The organism is Roseivivax sp. (assembly GCF_054552075.1).
In genome coordinates this window covers 1-15,958 of sequence record NZ_JBTOLZ010000027.1, presented here as the reverse complement: position 1 = coordinate 15,958, position 15,958 = coordinate 1, and the positions used below count along the sequence as shown (strand labels likewise).

16 protein-coding genes and 1 pseudogene are annotated in these 15,958 nt (G+C 66.7%); 2 read left to right on the top strand and 15 right to left on the bottom strand.

Features of this window, described 5'->3' with window-relative positions; all coding sequences use genetic code 11:
• Positions 1 to 9: 9 nt before the first annotated feature.
• From ACX938_RS16790 to ACX938_RS16780, 3 genes and pseudogenes are all read right to left on the bottom strand, one after another.
• Complete coding sequence (locus ACX938_RS16790; protein ID WP_459431896.1) at positions 10 to 930, bottom strand: MBL fold metallo-hydrolase; 921 nt, start codon at positions 928 to 930, stop codon at positions 10 to 12.
• A gap of 3 nt (positions 931 to 933) precedes the next feature.
• On the bottom strand, positions 934 to 1,365 hold the full coding sequence (locus tag ACX938_RS16785) for a DUF6691 family protein (RefSeq protein WP_459431895.1): 432 nt from the start codon (positions 1,363 to 1,365) through the stop codon (positions 934 to 936).
• A gap of 10 nt (positions 1,366 to 1,375) precedes the next feature.
• A pseudogene (locus tag ACX938_RS16780) lies at positions 1,376 to 1,849 on the bottom strand (YeeE/YedE family protein); the annotation flags it as partial.
• Positions 1,850 to 1,927: 78 nt separating this feature from the next.
• Between ACX938_RS16780 and ACX938_RS16775 the strand changes: the two are divergent.
• Entirely contained in the window at positions 1,928 to 2,233 is a 306-nt protein-coding gene (locus ACX938_RS16775) for an ArsR/SmtB family transcription factor (RefSeq protein ID WP_232754067.1), read from the top strand.
• Positions 2,234 to 2,306: 73 nt separating this feature from the next.
• Here ACX938_RS16775 and ACX938_RS16770 read toward each other — a convergent pair whose 3' ends face one another.
• From ACX938_RS16770 to ACX938_RS16720, 11 genes are all read right to left on the bottom strand, one after another.
• Positions 2,307 to 4,148: an AMP-dependent synthetase/ligase gene (locus ACX938_RS16770; RefSeq protein WP_459431894.1), complete on the bottom strand. Its 1,842-nt coding sequence runs from the start codon at positions 4,146 to 4,148 to the stop codon at positions 2,307 to 2,309.
• Positions 4,149 to 4,155: 7 nt separating this feature from the next.
• Complete coding sequence (locus ACX938_RS16765; protein ID WP_459431893.1) at positions 4,156 to 4,950, bottom strand: ABC transporter ATP-binding protein; 795 nt, start codon at positions 4,948 to 4,950, stop codon at positions 4,156 to 4,158.
• Positions 4,951 to 4,966: 16 nt separating this feature from the next.
• On the bottom strand, positions 4,967 to 6,175 hold the full coding sequence (locus ACX938_RS16760; protein WP_459431892.1) for an ABC transporter substrate-binding protein: 1,209 nt from the start codon (positions 6,173 to 6,175) through the stop codon (positions 4,967 to 4,969).
• 25 nt (positions 6,176 to 6,200) lie between these two features.
• Positions 6,201 to 7,274 carry a branched-chain amino acid ABC transporter permease gene (locus ACX938_RS16755; protein ID WP_459431891.1) on the bottom strand — a complete coding sequence of 358 codons (1,074 nt, stop codon included), beginning with the start codon at positions 7,272 to 7,274 and terminating at the stop codon, positions 6,201 to 6,203.
• Positions 7,271 to 8,275 carry a branched-chain amino acid ABC transporter permease gene (locus ACX938_RS16750; RefSeq protein WP_459431890.1) on the bottom strand — a complete coding sequence of 335 codons (1,005 nt, stop codon included), beginning with the start codon at positions 8,273 to 8,275 and terminating at the stop codon, positions 7,271 to 7,273. The genes ACX938_RS16755 and ACX938_RS16750 overlap by 4 nt, the downstream gene beginning before the upstream one ends.
• Entirely contained in the window at positions 8,275 to 9,087 is an 813-nt protein-coding gene (locus ACX938_RS16745) for an ABC transporter ATP-binding protein (protein WP_459431889.1), read from the bottom strand. The genes ACX938_RS16750 and ACX938_RS16745 overlap by 1 nt, the downstream gene beginning before the upstream one ends.
• A gap of 543 nt (positions 9,088 to 9,630) precedes the next feature.
• Positions 9,631 to 11,139 (bottom strand): tripartite tricarboxylate transporter permease, encoded by a 1,509-nt coding sequence (locus ACX938_RS16740; RefSeq protein WP_459431888.1) that lies wholly within the window; start codon positions 11,137 to 11,139, stop codon positions 9,631 to 9,633.
• A gap of 7 nt (positions 11,140 to 11,146) precedes the next feature.
• A complete protein-coding gene (locus tag ACX938_RS16735; protein WP_459431887.1) occupies positions 11,147 to 11,605 on the bottom strand; it encodes a tripartite tricarboxylate transporter TctB family protein in 459 nt (152 codons plus the stop codon).
• Between the two features lie 64 nt (positions 11,606 to 11,669).
• Complete coding sequence (locus tag ACX938_RS16730) at positions 11,670 to 12,623, bottom strand: tripartite tricarboxylate transporter substrate binding protein (protein ID WP_459431886.1); 954 nt, start codon at positions 12,621 to 12,623, stop codon at positions 11,670 to 11,672.
• 37 nt (positions 12,624 to 12,660) lie between these two features.
• Positions 12,661 to 13,341: an RraA family protein gene (locus ACX938_RS16725; RefSeq protein WP_459431885.1), complete on the bottom strand. Its 681-nt coding sequence runs from the start codon at positions 13,339 to 13,341 to the stop codon at positions 12,661 to 12,663.
• 2 nt (positions 13,342 to 13,343) lie between these two features.
• A complete protein-coding gene (locus ACX938_RS16720; RefSeq protein ID WP_459431884.1) occupies positions 13,344 to 14,354 on the bottom strand; it encodes a hydroxyacid dehydrogenase in 1,011 nt (336 codons plus the stop codon).
• A gap of 185 nt (positions 14,355 to 14,539) precedes the next feature.
• Between ACX938_RS16720 and ACX938_RS16715 the strand changes: the two genes are divergently transcribed.
• The gene (locus ACX938_RS16715; protein WP_459431883.1) at positions 14,540 to 15,427 is read left to right on the top strand and encodes a LysR family transcriptional regulator; all 888 of its coding nucleotides are present in this window, start codon (positions 14,540 to 14,542) and stop codon (positions 15,425 to 15,427) included.
• Between the two features lie 211 nt (positions 15,428 to 15,638).
• Here the strand turns inward: ACX938_RS16715 and ACX938_RS16710 are convergent.
• The coding region (locus ACX938_RS16710; protein WP_459431882.1) for a hypothetical protein at positions 15,639 to 15,958 on the bottom strand (320 nt) is incomplete at its 5' end.

Sequence of the window (15,958 nt, the reverse complement as noted above, 5' to 3'; positions counted from 1 at the left end):
TCTCTCACCTCAGAAGAAGTTCAGCGGGATTTTCAGGTAGGAGCGCCCGTCATCCTCGGGCGCGGGCAGCCGCCCGCCGCGCAGGTTGATCTGCAGGGCGGCGAGCATCCGGTCGGGCAGCGGCAGCGTGGCGTCACGGGCGGCGCGCAGGTCCAGGAAGGCCTGCCGCTCGGTGCCCGCCTTCACATGCGGGTTCCCCGCGCGATGCTCGGCGACCGTGGCCTCCCAGGCCGGGGTGTCGCGGCTGGCGCTGCCGTAGTCGTGGCCGACGAAAAGCCGCGTCTCGCCCGGCAGCGCCAGGAGGTCCTGGATCGAGGCCCAGAGGTCCTCGGTCGTGCCGCCGGGAAAATCCGCCCGCGACGTGCCGACGTCGACATGCATCAGCGTGTCATGCACGAAGCCCGCGTCGCCGCAGATGTAGCTGACCGAACCCAGCGTGTGGCCGGGCGAGAGCATCACCCGCATCTCCAGATTGCCCAGCGCGAAGGTCTCTCCGTCGGCGAAAAGCCGGTCGAAATCGCGGTCGGGGTCGAAAGCCTCGGGCGTGTTGTAGAACCCGCGCCAGAGCGCCGCGATCTCGCGCACCTTGGCGCCGATGGCGGTGGGCGCGCCGGTGCGCGCGCGCAGCCGGGCCGAGGCCATGAGGTGATCGGCATGGGGATGCGTGTCGAGCACCCAGGCCACCTCGAGCCCCTCTCCGGCGACGATCTCCAGCACCTGCTCGAGGCTCTCCTCGGAGGTCGCCGCATGGGCCGGGTCATAGTTCAGCACCACGTCGATCAGCGCCGCCTGCCGGGTTTCGGGATCGGCGCAGATATACTGGATCGAGCCGGTGTCGGGGTCGTAGATCCCCCAGACATCCGGGTTGCCCGCGCCGGTGGAGGGCGAGTGCCTGACGATGCGGGTGTCCTGCGAATAGTCGCGTGGCATGGCTTACGCTCCTTTGGTCTGAAGAAAGCTGGGCCCCGGGCGTCGGCCGAGCCAGAGCCCGGCCAGCATGGCGGGCAGGAAGACAAGCGTGCCCGGCGCGAGCAGCGGCAGCGCGGTCCAGGCCGGCCCCGGGCAGAAGCCGCCGATCCCCCAGCCAAGCCCGAAAAGCGCCGATCCGGTCAGGAGGCGGGCGTCGATCCGGGAGGTCGCGGGCAGCTCGAACCGGGGGTTGTAAAGCGGCGCGGGCCGGCGCCAGACCACCCGGTAGCCCAGGAAGCTGACCAGCATGGCGCCGCCCATGACGAAGGCGAGGCTTGGGTCCCAACTGCCGAAGACATCGAGGAAGTTCAGCACCTTGGCGGGGTTGGACATGCCCGAGACCACCAGCCCGACGCCGAAGATCAGCCCGGCGAGATATCCGATCAGAATGCGCATCGGTCCCTCCTTACAGCAGGTGGCGCAGCACGAAGACGGTCAGCGCGGCGCTGCCCATGAAGCTCGCGACCGCCGCCAGCGAGCGCGGCGAGAGCCGGGCCAGCCCGCAGACCCCGTGCCCCGAGGTGCAGCCGGATCCTAGCGCGGTGCCGAGCCCCACGAGGAGCCCGGCCGCCAGCATGGCCCAGAGGTTCCCGGGCACCTCCTGCGGGATCGGCGCGCCGGTCGCGAGCTGCACCAGGAGCGGCGCCGTCACCAGCCCGCCGATGAAGGCCAGCCGCCAGGACCACTCGGCCCCCGCGCCCGCACTGACGCCCGGCAGAACCCGCGCGAGCCCGCCGCTTGTGATGCCCGAGATGCCGGCGATCCGGCCCAGGGTGCCCATCAGAATGACGGCACTGAGCCCGATCAGCATGCCCCCGAAGAGCGAGGCCCATGGCGTGAAGGCCGTTGCGGTTCCCAGCTCCATCGCCCATTCTCCTTGATCCGATGCGGTCGACTTGCCCTTATGTAAGCGATGACTAAATTATAACAAGCTAATAATGCAATCCTGGTGAGCCCGATGAGTTTCACGGACCTGCACGACAAAGCCGACCAGGTCGCAGAGCGGCTGAACCTCATGGCCAACGCCAAGCGGCTGTTGATCCTGTGCCGCCTGGCCGAGGGCGAAGCCTCGGTCGGCGAGCTGCAGCAGCACGTCGACCTCAGCCAGTCGGCGCTGAGCCAGCACCTCGCCAAGCTGCGCGCCGCCGAGATCGTCGCCACCCGCCGCGAATCGCAGACCATCTACTACCGCCTCGCCGACCCCGAGACCGAACAGATGATGGCCGCGCTCTACGAGGTCTTCTGCGGACCCGCGAAGCGGTAAGGGCGTCCATTTGGACGGGCCGGGAGCTTAAGCCCGCCCTCCGCTGCATGCCGCACGCCCGGAATAGCCCCGCTCACGCCACCCCGCGGTCCGCGTAGAGCGCCTCGATCTCCGCGCCGTAGCGGTCGGTGATCTTGCCGCGGCGCACCTTCATCGTGGCGGTCACCTCGCCGTCGTCGTGGTCGAGCTCCTTCGGCAGCAGCCAGACGCGTTTGACCTGTTCGACCCGGGCGAGGAGCGCGTTCTGCCGCGCGACCTCGGCATCGATCAGCCCCGCCACGCGCGGGTTCTCGGCGAGCGAGCGGAAGGTCGTATAGGCGATGCCCTGCCCCTCGGCCCAGAGCCGCGTGGTGTCGGCGTCGAGCTGCACCAGTGCGGTCACATAGGGCCGCCGGTCGGCGATCACGATGCATTCCTTGATGTAGGGCGAGGCCTTCATGGTGTTCTCGATCAACGAGGGCGCGAGGTTCTTGCCCGCCGCGTTGATCATGATGTCCTTCTTGCGGTCGACGATGGAGATCGAGCCGTCGGGCGCCTCCTCGGCGATGTCGCCGGTGTGCAGCCAGCCTCCGGCCAGGGTCTCGGCGCTGGCCTCGGGGTTGGCGTAATAGCCCTTGAAGACGATGCCGCCGCGGATCAGCAGCTCGCCGTCCTCGGCGATGCGATGGCTGACGCCCTCGGGGAAGAAGCCGCAGCGGCCCGCGCTTTCGCCCCAGTCGGGCTGGATCGAGGCCGCGCCCGAGGTCTCGGACATGCCCCAGGCCTCGCGCAGGTTGATGCCGATGCCGCGCAGGAAGACCAGCAGGTCGGCCGAGATCGGCGCCGCCGCGGTGATCGCGAAGGTGCAGCGGCCAAGCCCGAGGTAGCTGCGGATGTGGCGGTAGACCAGCACGTCCCAGAACCCATCCGCCAGACGCTGGCCCAGGCTCCTTTGGCTGCGCGGCGTGCCCGCGCGGGCGGGGATCCGCGCCAGTGCCTTCAGCGTCAACGCCCGGCGCAGCGGCGCGGCGGTCTGCGCCTGCACCATGACCCCGGCCTGCATCTTCTCCCAGATGCGGGGCACGCCGAAGAAGATCTGCGGGGCGGCATCGCGCAGATCGGCGGTGATGGTGCGCAGGCTCTCGCCGAAGTTCATCACGTGCTGGCCCGAGAGCGCATTGGTCACCGTCACGTTCTGCTCGGCGATATGGCAGAGCGGCAGGTAGCTCAGGATGTTGGTCCCGGGCGGGTAGTCCCCGAAGAAGCCGGTCGCGAGGCAGGCGCTGGCGTGCAGGTTGGCGTGGCTGATCTCGGCGGCCTTGGGCGGGCCGGTGGAGCCCGAGGTGAAGACCATCATCGCCGTGTCCTCGGGCCGCAGCGCGGCAAGCCGCGCGTCGATCTCGGGCCCCTGCGCGGCCAGCGCCGCCTGCCCTTGTACCAGAAGCTGATCGAAGGAGAGCGCGCCCAGGTAGTTTTCCGCCTGCAGCCCCCGGGGGTCGAAGACGATCAGCCGGCGCAGCTTCGGCAGCCGCGCGCCCAGCTCGGCGATCTTGTCGAACTGCTCCTGGTCCTCGATGAAGAGGACCTCGGTGTCCGAGGCGTTCACCAGGTGGTCGACCTCGGCGGCGGGGCTGGTGGGATACATGCCCACGGTCACCCCGCCCGCGGCCTGGATGCCGAACTGCGCCAGGACCCATTCGCGGCGGTTCTCCGACAGGATGCCGAGATGCGTGCCCGGCGCCACGCCCAGCGCGATCAGCCCCGCGGCCAGGGCGCGGGTGGTGGCCTGCAGCTCCGCCCAGGTCAGCTCCTGCCAGATGCCGTGGCGCTTCTGGCGCATGGCGACGCCCGCGGGGTCGCTGGCGGCATGTTCGGCGATCAGCGCGACCTGGGTGCGGAAGCCCTTGGCGGCCAAGGTGCGGGGATCATAGGCCATGGCGCCCTCAGCTCAGCCAGCGCTTGCGGCGCTTGTAGTGTTTCACGTCGCGAAAGCTGTCGCGGGCGCTGCCCTCGGTCGCGACACCGAGGTAGAAGCTGCGGATGTCCTTGTCGTCGCGCAGCTTGGAGACCGGGCCCTCCATGACGATCTGGCCGCTTTCCATGATGTAGCCGTAGTCCGCGACCGAGAAGGCAACCCCGGCGTTCTGCTCGACCAGGAGGATCGAGACGCCGTCCTCGGCATTGAGCCGGCGCACCGTGTCGAAGATCTCGGCGACGATCTTCGGTGCGAGGCCCAGCGAGGGCTCGTCCATCAGGATCATCGAGGGCCGCGCGATCATCGCCCGCCCGAAGGCCAGCATCTGCTGCTCGCCGCCCGAGAGATAGCCCGCGATCTGGCCGCGCCGCTCTTTCAGGCGGGGAAAGAAGGCATAGACCTTGTCGTAATCGGGCCTGAGGTCGCGCCCGCGCAGGGCATAGGCGGCGGCAACCAGATTGTCCTCCACCGTCATCTCGGTGAAGATCCGCCGCCCCTCGCGGACGTGGAAGAGCCCGCGCTGCACCAGCCGGTCGGGCGCGATGCGGAAGACGTCCTCGCCGCGAAAGGTGATCCGCCCTTCGCCGAGATGGCCGTTCTCAAGGCCCAGGAGGTTCGAGGCCGCCTTCAGCGTGGTCGACTTGCCCGCGCCATTGGTGCCGAGCAGGGTCACGATCCGGCCCTCGGGCACCTCCAGCGACAGGCCCCGAAGGGCCTGCACGGTGTGGTGATAGGTGACCTCGATGTTCTCGATGCTCAGCATGGCGCGGGGCCGGGGCTCAGACCGTGAACCAGTCCGAGCTGGGCGTGAAAAGCCCGCTTTCGGCGCCGTAGGTATAGACCCGCCCGGTGCCGATCTTGTTGCCCTCGAGGCTGATCGGCCCGCCGAAATAGCCGCCCATGTCCCAGTCGCGGATCGCGGCGAGGCTTTCGGCGGCGTTGTCGGCGGTGAGCGGCAGGTCCTTCTCGGCGGTGTCGCGCAGCGCGCGCACGACGATCTCGATGGCGCACATGGTCTGGATCGTCCAGGTCGGCATGTAGGTCTCGAGCGGGGTGCCCGCGAACATCTCCTTGGACATCTCGGCGAAGGTCTCGTAGCGCGGCGCGCCCTCGCGGTCGTAGAAATAGCGGTAGGGCATGACGCCCTGGTAGCCTTCGAGGAAGGGCCCGGCCTCGGCGGTCACGCGGTCGGCGATGATCTTCTCCATGCCCCAGAAGGTGCCCATGAACTTGGTCGGCAGGCCGAACTGCCGCGCGCCGCCGATGAGCTGCGGCCAGACGCCGGTCACATAGCCCTGGAGCAGGCAGTATTCGGCGCCCGACTGCGCGAGCTTGGTCACATGGGTCGGGATGTCGGCGCCCTGCGCCTTGGTGCTTTCCTCCAGCACCACCTTCAGGCCCAGCTCCTCGGCGCGGGCCTTGCCATGGGCGATCGGGTCGCGGCCGAACTCGGTGTTGGAATAGATGAAGGCCACGCTCGAGCCGCCCTCGTTGGCGATGTTCTGCAACAGGATGTCGAACTGGTCCTCGTAGGAGGGCCCGGCGAGGAACTGGTAAGGGTTGGTCTCGGGGTTGGCGAGCTCCGAGGCGAAGGAGGTCGAGCCCATGAGCCGCGCCTGGTCGCCGCGCAGCTCGGGCGCCACCAGCTTCATGAAGCCGGTGCTGTCGCCGAAATAGGCCACCAGCGCCTCGCCCTCGGTCGCCAGCGCGCGCTGGTAGTTGGCCAGGGCGTTCTGCGGCACATAGCCCGAATCCTCGGTCAGGAAGCGGATCGGCACGCCGCCGATGCCGCCCTCCTCGTTGATCAGCCGCTGTGCCATGGCGAAGGCGGGGGCCACCAGCTGCCCGGCGGTGGCGAAGGGGCCGGTCAGAGGCAGCGAGGCCCCGAAGACATATTCGGCGGACTGCGCCTTCAGGAGGCTCGGCGCCCCGATCACCGCCGAGGCGGCGGCGGAGCGCTTGAGGAAGCTGCGGCGGTTCATGGTCATGGTGTCTCCTCCCTGAGACGGTGGGTTATCCGCGGGCGAAGGGCCAGCGATTGAGCGACCGCAGCCATCGGTCCACGATCTGGGCGATGCCGAGCGGTTCGAACATGAGGAAGAGGATGATCAGCGCGCCGAAGACGATCTCCTGCACCGGCGCGCGCAGGGCTGCGACATCGGCGCTGCCGCCGGCGATGGCCCCGAAGCTGTATTTCAGCAACTCCGGCACCATGACGATGATCACCACCCCGAAGACCGGCCCCATGGTGCGGCCCATGCCGCCCACGATCAGCGCCGCGACCAGCTGGAGCGACAGCGCCAGCTCGAACTGCTCGGGCAGGATGCGGGCGTAGAAATAGGCAAACAGCGCCCCGGCCAGCCCGCAGCAGGCCGCCGAGACGGCGAAGCTCAGGAGCTTGTAGCGCAGAAGCGAGATGCCCAGCACCTCGGCGGAATAGTCGCGTTCGCGAATGGCGATGAAGGCCCGCCCGACGCGGGTGCGGAAAAGGTTCTGCACCAGGAGGATCGTGGCGAAGCCGAGGCCCGCGATCAGCGCGAACATCTCGCGCTGGCTGTCGAGCCGCCAGCCGAGGATGTTGGCCTCGGGCGTGTTGATCCCGTTGAAGCCGCCGGTGAAGGGCGCCATGGCATCAAGCTCGATCAGGAAGATCACGATGAAATTCGCGCTGAGCGTCGCCACCGCGAGGTAGAGCCCCTTCACCCGGAGCGAAGGCAGCCCGACCACGAGCCCGACCAGCGCCGAGACGGCGACCGCCAGAGGGATCGCCAGAAGCGGCATCACCCCCTCGGGCAGCCCCCAGGCCGCGAAAAGCCGGTGCAAGAGCGGCACCGCATAGGCGCCGATGGCGATGAAGGCCGCATGGCCCAGCGACAGAAGCCCGGTGTAGCCGATCACCACGTTGAGCCCGATCACCGCGATCAGCATGATGCCCATCTGCGCCGCGACCAGGATGATGTAGTCATTGGCCACGAAGGGCAGCGCGGCGGCGAGCGCCGCCGCCCCGAAAACGAAGCCCCGACGATAGGCGTTGTCGAGGATGCGCTCGTCGGCGGCGTAGCTGGCCTTGAGGTTGCCGTTGATCATATCCGCTCGACCTCCTTCTGGCCGAGCAGCCCGTGCGGGCGGATCAGGATTACCACCAGGACCGCGATATAGGGCACCACCTCGGCCCATTCGCCGCCGAGTTGCCATTGCGCCATGGCCTCGAGCACGCCGACCGCCAGGGCCGCGATGAAGACCCCGACGTAGCTGTCGAGCCCGCCCATGAGCACGATCGCCAGGACCGAGAAGCCGAAAAGCCCGAGCGAGGGCGAGACCCCGTTGCGCGTCGCCAGGATCGCGCCTGCGATGGCACCGGTGGTCGCCGCCAGCACCCAGGCATGGCCGAAGACCGCGGGCACCGAGATGCCCATGGAATAGGCCGTCTGCTGGTCCTCGGCGGTGGCCCGGATCGCCACCCCGCCGCGCGAATAGCGCACCCAGAGCACGATGCCCGAGAACAGGATCACCGCGATGGCCGCGTTCACCAGGTCCGCGCCAAACAGGAACACCATGCTGCCGAACAGCTCGAAGCGGATCGGCGCATTGGGCGCGATATGCGGCACGAAGGCGGCATCGGCGGTCCAGATCAGCCCCTTGGCGCCCGAGAGCACCGAGACCAGCCCCACGGTGATCATGATCATCGCGAAGGCCGACTGCCCGATCATCGGCCGCATCAGCGCCCGTTCGATCACCCGGCCCAGCACCGCGCAGGCCAGGATCGAGCCCAGGATGCCCAGGACGATGCGCGGCAGGTTCGACAGCCAGTCGAGCACCGTCGCCCGGGGCGAGAACATCTCGGCCTCGGCCCGCGCCGCGAGAAGCCAGGCGGGCTCCCATTTGGCCAGCCACCCGGGCGCCCATTCGAGCCCCGGAAGGAGCACCGCGAAGGTGTAGTAGAAATAGGCCCCGAACATGATCAGGTAGCCATGGGCGAAGTTCACCACCCGGGTCGCCTTGTAGACGCTGACGATCCCAACCGCGATCAGCGAATAGATCGTGCCGGCCAGGAGCCCGTTCAGCGCGAACTGGATGAACTGCCCCATCAGACCGCCTCCCCCAGGTAGGCCTCGATCACCGCGGGCCTGGCCGAGACCTCCGCCGGGCTGCCCTCGGCGATCTGGTGGCCGAAGTTCAGCACCACGATCCGCGCGCAGATATCCATCACCATATGCATGTCGTGTTCCACCAGGAGGATGGTGGTGCCGAACTCCTGCTGCACATCGAGGATGAAGCGCGCCATGTCGCCGGTCTCCTCGCGGTTCATGCCGGCGACCGGCTCGTCGAGCAGCAGCACCTTCGGCCGCATCGCCAGCGCCCGCGCCAATTCCACGCGTTTCTGCAGGCCATAGGGCAGCATGGTGATCGGCAATTTGCGGATATGGTCGATCTCGAGGAAATCGATGACCCGTTCCTCGATTTCGGCGCGAAAGGCCAGTTCCTCGCGTTGGGCGGTGCCGAAATATCCCAGCGCCGACCAGATCCCCGATTTCAGCCGGGTGTGGCCACCGAGCTTGATGTTGTCGAGCACGGTCATCCCGCGAAAAAGCGCGATATTCTGGAAGGTCCGCGCGATCCCCAGCGCCGCCCGCCGGTCCGGCGGCGCCTTGGTGATGTCCTCGCCGTCAAGCAGGACCTGCCCTTGGGAGGGCGCGTAGAACCCCGATATCGCATTGAAAAGAGAGGTCTTTCCCGCCCCGTTCGGCCCGATCACCCCTGTGATCTCGCCCGCGCGCGCGGTGAAGCCGACGCCCTGCAGCGCCTTGATGCCCCCGAAGGACAGATGCAGATCACGAACCTCGAGCAATGCCCGGGCACCTCCCCGTGACGGCGCTTGTTCTGGTTCTGCGCGCCGCATCCGGGAAGTGTAGTGAGGCCATTATCCTGCGTCCAGCGCGGGGTTATTGGAGATGCGGGTTTATGGGGTTTGGGAATGGGTGGCGGCGGGAATTGCGGGGAGAATAGGGTGGGTGTGAGGGGGATTGTTTGCGGATGGAATGGGGGAATTGGGTTTGGCTGAGGGGATTGATCTAGGGGGCGTTTGAATAGCGGGCTGGGATCAGCCGAGACATCGGCCATTACAGCACGCGCCCCCCCCCATTCATCGATTGACGGCCAGACGCGTGAACTAGCTTCCTTCAACCGCCACCGCCCGACCTAGCAGGGGCAATGTGGAGGCAGAAAACCGTTCAGGAAAGCCCGAAACTCGTTCAGACACACCGAGCTACCCAAATTGGTCGAAAACTCCAGCTTGCTAGCGGCAGAGCTGCGCCAATCAGGTGGCGCGGCCCGTTCTACAGCCTGTGTCAGGCTCGTCGAGGCAAAACGGGCCGCCCCTCAGTCGACGTCTTGGACGGAACGTCAATCTCCAAGGTGTTCCGAAAGGCCGACCCCGTTGGGATCAGCCCTGTTCCTGCGGTTTCCGGCTGTCGATGAAGCGGCGCTTCACGATCGGACCGACGACCACCGCAATTGTCAGCGCGATAAGGATCTGGCTCGTGGTGTTGGCCATGAGCGTCGTCCAGTCGCCGCGGCCGATCCGCAAGGCGAGCCGAAGGTTCTCCTCCGCGAAGGCACCGAGGATCAGGCCGAGCACGACCGGCGGCAGCGGAAACTTCAGCTTGTCCATGACCCAGCCGATCGCGCCGAAGCCCAGCATCAGGTAGACGTCGAACATGCGGCCATGGATCGAATAGACGCCGATCAGCATCAGCACGATGATGACCGATCCAAGAAGCGGCCTCGGCAGGTTCAAGAGCCGCGCGAAGCTGTTGGTGGCCAGCGCCCCGCCGAGCAGGATCAAGAGGATCGCGCCGAACAGGAACTGCCACATGAAGCCGAAGACCACGTCGGGGTTCTCGCGGAAGAGCATCGGGCCGGGCTGAAGGCCGTGCACCAGGAGGCCGCCCAGCATGACCGCGGCCACGGCCGTTCCGGGGATGCCCAGTGTCAGCGCCGGGATCAGCGCCGATGCGGTGTCCGCGTTGTTGGCCGTTTCCGAGGCCGCGACGCCCTCTGGCTCGCCTTCGCCCCAGGTTTCCGGCGTCCGGCTGCTGCGGCGCGCTTCGTTGTAGGACATGAAGGCCGCCATCGAGCCGCCCGCGCCGGGAAGGATGCCGATCCAGATGCCGATGACGGAGGACCGAAGCCAGGTTTTCCAGAACCGCGCCATCCGAGGCAGGGTTTTCCAGATCGGTTCCGTGCCGAGCTTGGAGCTGTTGACGCCATCGGTCTTGAGCGGCGTTTCCAGAAGGTCGATCACCGGCGGCAGGGCGTAGAGGCCGACGAGCAGGATGACGATGGAAATCCCGTCGAGCAGTTCGAGCTGGCCGAACGTGAAGCGGTCGCTGCCGTAGATCGGGTCGGACCCGATCACCGAGACGAAGACGCCGAAACAGGCGCTGATCAGACCCTTGATCGGATTGCCTCCCAGCAGGAAGATGATCGAGGCAAGCCCGAAGACCGCGACCCAGAACACCTCGGACGGCCCGAAGAGCAGCGTCACCTTGCTGAGCGGCGGTGCGAGCAGCATCAAAGCGAAGGCAGAGGCGATGCCACCAATGGCCGAGGAGACCACGGCGACCTGCAGCGCGTAGCCGCCTTCGCCCTTCTGCGCCATCGGATAGCCGTCAAAGGTCGTCGCGACGGCGGCCGGGGTGCCGGGAATGCGGAGCAGCACCGCGGGGATCGCCCCGCCATACATCGCCCCGTTGTAGATGCCCGCCATGAGGCCGAGTGCCACCAGTGGCTCGAGGCCGAAGGTGAAGGGCACGAGCACCGAGATCGCCATGGTGGCCGAGAGGCCGGGCATGGCCCCCACGACGATGCCGGCGACGACACCGATGATCACGGCGAGGAAATTGCTGAGGCCCAGGACCTCGGGAAGCGCGTTCAGAAGATCGGAATACATGGAAGCCTCACTGCCAAAGCCGGCCGGAGGGAAAGTCCTGCGACATCCCGAAATCGAAGATCAGCCAGACGGACCCGAGGACGATCACGGTGGCCAGCGCCAGACCCGAAGGGTTTCGGAACCCGAAGATCCAGGCCACTAGCGGGATGGTCACGGCGGTGCTCACGTAGAACCCGATGAAATCGGTGGCGAGCGCATAGGCCACGATCAGCAGGAAGGCTCCGCCGACACGTTTCGGCGCCTGAGTCATCTGATGCGCGGGCTCGCCGCCGCTGGCCTTGCGCTGGTCACGGACCAGGAGCGCCGCCGAGAGCACCACCAACCCGATCAGCATGGATGCGGGCAAGAGGGCCGAGATCGGCCTGAGCTCGGCGGTCGGGACCAGGAAGACGATCGCGGCGAAGATGATGCCGAGCGCGGTCAGGGTTTCCGGCCGGGCAAGGCGTTTGGGTCGGTGTTCCGGCATGGCAGAGGCTCCGCGTTCGAGGTCTGGCGCGCCGGAAGCCCTCCGGCGCGCGCGGGTCAGTGGATCAGTTCCAGGGCGTTTCGTTCCACACATCCTGCGCCAGGTCGTGAAGCTCCTGGGTCAATGCCTTGAAGTCTTCGCCCGTCACGACCTCGACCGGGTTGGCCGTCTCCTTCATCGCCTGGATGAACGCTTCGTCCTCCTCGAGCTGCCGGAACGCGTCGAGCAGTTTCGCCTCCACGTCCTCGGGCAGACCGGCAGGTGCGATGAAGCCCCGCATGGAGCCGTTGACGAGATCGAGCCCCTGCTCCTTGAAGGTCGGCAGCTCCGGCGCAAACTCGGAACGTTTTTCGGTCGCGACGCCCAGCACGTTCAGCTCTTCCTGGAATTCAGCCACTTCCGAGATGTTGAGAATGCCCATGGCGACATGGCCCCCCATCAGCGCCGTGCGGGCCGGGGCCGACCCCTTGAAGGGCACGATGGTGAACTCGGCCTCGGTCAGGTTCTGCAACTTGATGAGCGCGAAATGGTCGTCGCCGCCAAGGCTCGACATGCCGACGGTGATGGCGCCGGGATTGGCCTTGGCTTCCTCGATCAGCTTGTCGATCGTGTCGAGCCCGCTGCCCTTCTGGGTGACGATCACATTCGGGTCGTTCACCACGTTGGCGAGATAGGTGAAGCTCTCGGTGTCGTAGTCGGCCTCGCGGTCGATGGTGCGGGCCATCATCCCGGGCAGATTGAAGGTTCCGAGCGTGTATCCGTCGGCATCCGCATGCGCGGCCTCGGTCACGCCGATCTGGCCGCTCGCGCCGGGCATGTTCTTGACGACGATGCTCGCGCCCTCGCCGAGATATTTCTCGATGAACGGCGCGGTGGTGCGCGCCATCACGTCGGTCCCGCCGCCGGCCGAATAGCCGACGATCACCTCGATCGGCTTCCCGGGATATTCCGCCAGCGCGGCGGTGGCCGCCAAGGCCGTGACACTGGCCAGAACGGTCGTCTGCATGAGCTTGAACATAGGTTTCCTCCCTTTCATGCGGTCATGGTGTGGATTGTCAGGATGCCGGGAACACACAGCCGCGCTCCTTGAGCGCTGTGTCAACCCAGGCGCGGTCGTTGGTGCCGTTGGCAATGGCCTGCATCTGCCGTGTCTCGGCGTCCTGCTTGGCCTGGGTCCGCGCGAGGACCTCGGCGGCATCGTCGAGAGGCACCGACAGCACCCCGTCGCTGTCGCCCAGCACGATGTCGCCGGGCGCGATCACCATGCCGCCGAAACTGATCGGCACGTTGATCTCGCCAGGGCCGTCCTTGTAGGGGCCGCGGTGAGTGATGCCCGCGGCGAAGGTTGGCAGGTTGGTCTCGAGGAAGGCATCCGCATCGCGGATCGCGGCATTCAGCACGAAGCCCGCGACCCCCTTCCTCACCGCGTAGGCCAGCATCAGCTCGCCCATCAGCGCGTTTGTAAGGTCACCGCCGGCATCGCAGACGATGACGTCCCCGGGCTCCGCCATGTCGATGGCCTTGTGCAACATCAGGTTATCCCCCGGCCGCGCCTTCACGGTCAGCGCCACGCCGGCCATGGAGCCGGACCGGTGCATCGGGCGCAGCGCCGGACCAGCGGCACTCATCCGCGCCATGGCGTCCGAGACATTGGCGACAGGCAGCGTCGCGAAGCTTTCGACAAGGGCGCGCGGTGCGACGCGCTGCCGGGTGAGAATGCGGAAACCTTGAGACATGGTCAGCCCTCGATATTGGCCAGGGACGCTTGGGACGCCTCCAGCAGCTTGAGATTTGCTATGCGCGCGCGTGGCACACTGCGCCCTTCGAGGACGTCGAAGATGCCCTGCACCGCCTGTTGTCCGACGCGCGCGCTGGCCTCCCGGGTCACGCCGCCGATATGCGGGGTGACGACGATCCGGGGCTCGGACCAGAACGGATGATCCTGCGCCGGAGGCTCGACGGCGAAGGAGTCCAGCCCGGCCCCTGCGAGATGCCGCGAACGCACTGCCTCCAACAGCGCCGCCTCATCGATCAGGCCGCCCCGCGCGGTATTGATGACGAAACTGCCTTTCGGCATCTGCGCCAGCGTATCCGCATTGACGAGGCCGCGCGTCTGGTCGGTCAGCGGACAGTGCAGGCTCAGGATGTCAGCTTGCGAAAAGAGCGCGTCCGGCGATGCGCAGCGCGTCACCCCGTTCTCCTCGAAGGCATCGTCGGCCGCATAGGGATCGAAGGCAATGAGCCGCAAACCCAGGCCATGGGCGTAGCGGGCGGTTGCCTGGGCGATGGCGCCCATGCCCACAAGCGCGAAGGTCGCCCCGGCCAGCTCCCGCCCTTGGAAGCCCGGCTTTTCCCAGCGGCCCGCCCGCAGCCCCCCGTCAAGCGGCAGGATCCGCTTCACCGCCGTAAGCAGAAGCGCGATGGCATGTTCGGCGACCGAAACCGCGTTCGCCCCGCTGGCGACAAGGACGGGAATACCCCGTTCCGCCGCTGCCGCGAGATCGATGTTGTCCACGCCCACGCCGTGCTTGGAAATGACGCGCAGGGTCTCGACCGTGTCCAAGACCGCCTCATCGAGCCGCCCCATCCGGGAGACGATCGCGACCGCGCCGGTGCTCTTCAGGTGCTCCGAGATCGTCTCGCTGTCGGCGTAAGCCGGGGTGTGCACCGTGCGATAACCGTGCTCCGCAACCAATTGAGCCGCGGAGGGATCAAGGTCGGGACCGGTCACCAGGATGGTCTTGCTCATGGCAGTCTTCTCCGGTCCCCGGAACGGCGGTTCCGGGGCTTGTTCGCTTCAGATTTTGTGTGATGTCCGCGACCGGCCCTCCCGACCTGCGCGGAAATCCTCCTCATGCATCGACTTATCGGATAGCTTAGCTTCAATACAGCGCGTAATTCTGATCGGTAAATTAAGAAAAAGCGGACGAAGTCATGGACACGCGGCAACTCAAGACCCTGGTGGCCATCGCCACGCATGGCACCTTCCTGCGCGCGGCCGGGGTCGTGAACCTGAGCCCTTCCGCGGTCAGCCAGCAGATCCAGGCGCTGGAACAGGAGCTTGACGTGACGCTGTTCGAGCGCGCCTCGCGGCCTCCGAAACTGACCCCACAGGGCCTCCAGGTGCTGGAACTCGCGCAGGACGTCCTGCGCCTGCACGACGACACCAAGGCCAGCCTGAGGGGGGATCGGATCTCGGGCACCCTGATGCTTGGCTCGGTGCGTTCGAGCGCGCTGAACCTCCTGCCCGGCGCCATAGTGCAGATGCGATCGCGCTTCCCCGAGCTGAAGACCAGCCTTGTCGTGGCGAACTCTTCGGCCCTGATTGCCGATGTCGCGGCGGGCCGGCTCGATGCAGCGGTCGTCGCCGAGCATGTCGCTTTCCCGCCGGCCCTGCGCTGGAGCCCGTTCCTGCGGGAGCCGCTATGGCTGATCGCCCCCGCCGGCACGGTGGTGGAGACCGTGGCCGAGGCGCTCGCCACGAAGCCGTTCGTGCGGTTCCAGAGCTCGGTGCCGCTTGCAAACCTCATCGACACCGAGATCTCGCGGATGGGCATCGTGACCCAGGACGTGGCCGCGATCGACACGATCGGCGCGATCATGACCTGCGTCCGCCAGGGGCTCGGAATATCGGTGGTGCCACAGGTGGCCTTGCAGGAGCCCGAAAACGAGAGCCTCGTGAGCCTTCCGTTCGGGGATCCCCCGCTGTCCCGACAAATCGGGATCGTGGAACGCATCGTCTCTCCGAGAGGAGAGATCATCGCCCGCATTCACGAGGTGCTCGCAACGCTCTGCGCGGAAAACGGGATCGCCAGAGAGTAGGTGGCGGATAGGTCCCGAGCATGTGGTCATCTCAGACTTCTTCGGCAATGCCAGGCGTTGGTTTCGCGCCATGGTCACCATGTAACTACCCAGCAAAACACGAGCAGTGCAGATGAGTAGTTTGCCTGCAAATCGTTGAATCCGCTTACCGCCGGCCCTTTGCGCGCAAACGCAATCTGGTTTCAGACGGTCCGGGGCACAAGATAACCTATTAGAGCAGACGGTTGCCTGGACCGCATCCAATCATTGCATCACAACGCAGGATGCAGGAGGCCGCAGAGCATAAAGCACAGATCGCGATGGGCAGGAAACGGCCGCTTCCTGCATTGCCTACACACGACAACCACATCAAGAATATATAATGCAATTCCGCCCACTTGATAAAGTGATACTGCTGTGACCCCCAATCTTCATCCACCCGAAGCCGGAGCCCGGCGGTCAGATTGGCGCGGGTGCGCCGGTGGAGCAATGGGCGATCCGCGCAGCGTTTCAGGTGCGCGGAGCGGATCATCCATTGCGGTGAGGTTGGCG

What these genes read in the sequence shown, in the direction of transcription:
- ACX938_RS16750 (WP_459431890.1), bottom strand. Translation starts at nt 8,275, where the DNA reads ATGGGGCAGTTCATCCAGTTCGCGCTGAACGGGCTCCTGGCCGGCACG.
- ACX938_RS16755 (WP_459431891.1), bottom strand. Translation starts at nt 7,274, where the DNA reads ATGATCAACGGCAACCTCAAGGCCAGCTACGCCGCCGACGAGCGCATC.
- ACX938_RS16735 (WP_459431887.1), bottom strand. Translation starts at nt 11,605, where the DNA reads ATGCCGGAACACCGACCCAAACGCCTTGCCCGGCCGGAAACCCTGACC.
- ACX938_RS16730 (WP_459431886.1), bottom strand. Translation starts at nt 12,623, where the DNA reads ATGTTCAAGCTCATGCAGACGACCGTTCTGGCCAGTGTCACGGCCTTG.
- ACX938_RS16785 (WP_459431895.1), bottom strand. Translation starts at nt 1,365, where the DNA reads ATGCGCATTCTGATCGGATATCTCGCCGGGCTGATCTTCGGCGTCGGG.
- ACX938_RS16775 (WP_232754067.1), top strand. Translation starts at nt 1,928, where the DNA reads ATGAGTTTCACGGACCTGCACGACAAAGCCGACCAGGTCGCAGAGCGG.
- ACX938_RS16740 (WP_459431888.1), bottom strand. Translation starts at nt 11,139, where the DNA reads ATGTATTCCGATCTTCTGAACGCGCTTCCCGAGGTCCTGGGCCTCAGC.
- ACX938_RS16745 (WP_459431889.1), bottom strand. Translation starts at nt 9,087, where the DNA reads ATGCGGCGCGCAGAACCAGAACAAGCGCCGTCACGGGGAGGTGCCCGG.
- ACX938_RS16770 (WP_459431894.1), bottom strand. Translation starts at nt 4,148, where the DNA reads ATGGCCTATGATCCCCGCACCTTGGCCGCCAAGGGCTTCCGCACCCAG.
- ACX938_RS16760 (WP_459431892.1), bottom strand. Translation starts at nt 6,175, where the DNA reads ATGACCATGAACCGCCGCAGCTTCCTCAAGCGCTCCGCCGCCGCCTCG.
- ACX938_RS16765 (WP_459431893.1), bottom strand. Translation starts at nt 4,950, where the DNA reads ATGCTGAGCATCGAGAACATCGAGGTCACCTATCACCACACCGTGCAG.
- ACX938_RS16720 (WP_459431884.1), bottom strand. Translation starts at nt 14,354, where the DNA reads ATGAGCAAGACCATCCTGGTGACCGGTCCCGACCTTGATCCCTCCGCG.
- ACX938_RS16715 (WP_459431883.1), top strand. Translation starts at nt 14,540, where the DNA reads ATGGACACGCGGCAACTCAAGACCCTGGTGGCCATCGCCACGCATGGC.
- ACX938_RS16790 (WP_459431896.1), bottom strand. Translation starts at nt 930, where the DNA reads ATGCCACGCGACTATTCGCAGGACACCCGCATCGTCAGGCACTCGCCC.
- ACX938_RS16725 (WP_459431885.1), bottom strand. Translation starts at nt 13,341, where the DNA reads ATGTCTCAAGGTTTCCGCATTCTCACCCGGCAGCGCGTCGCACCGCGC.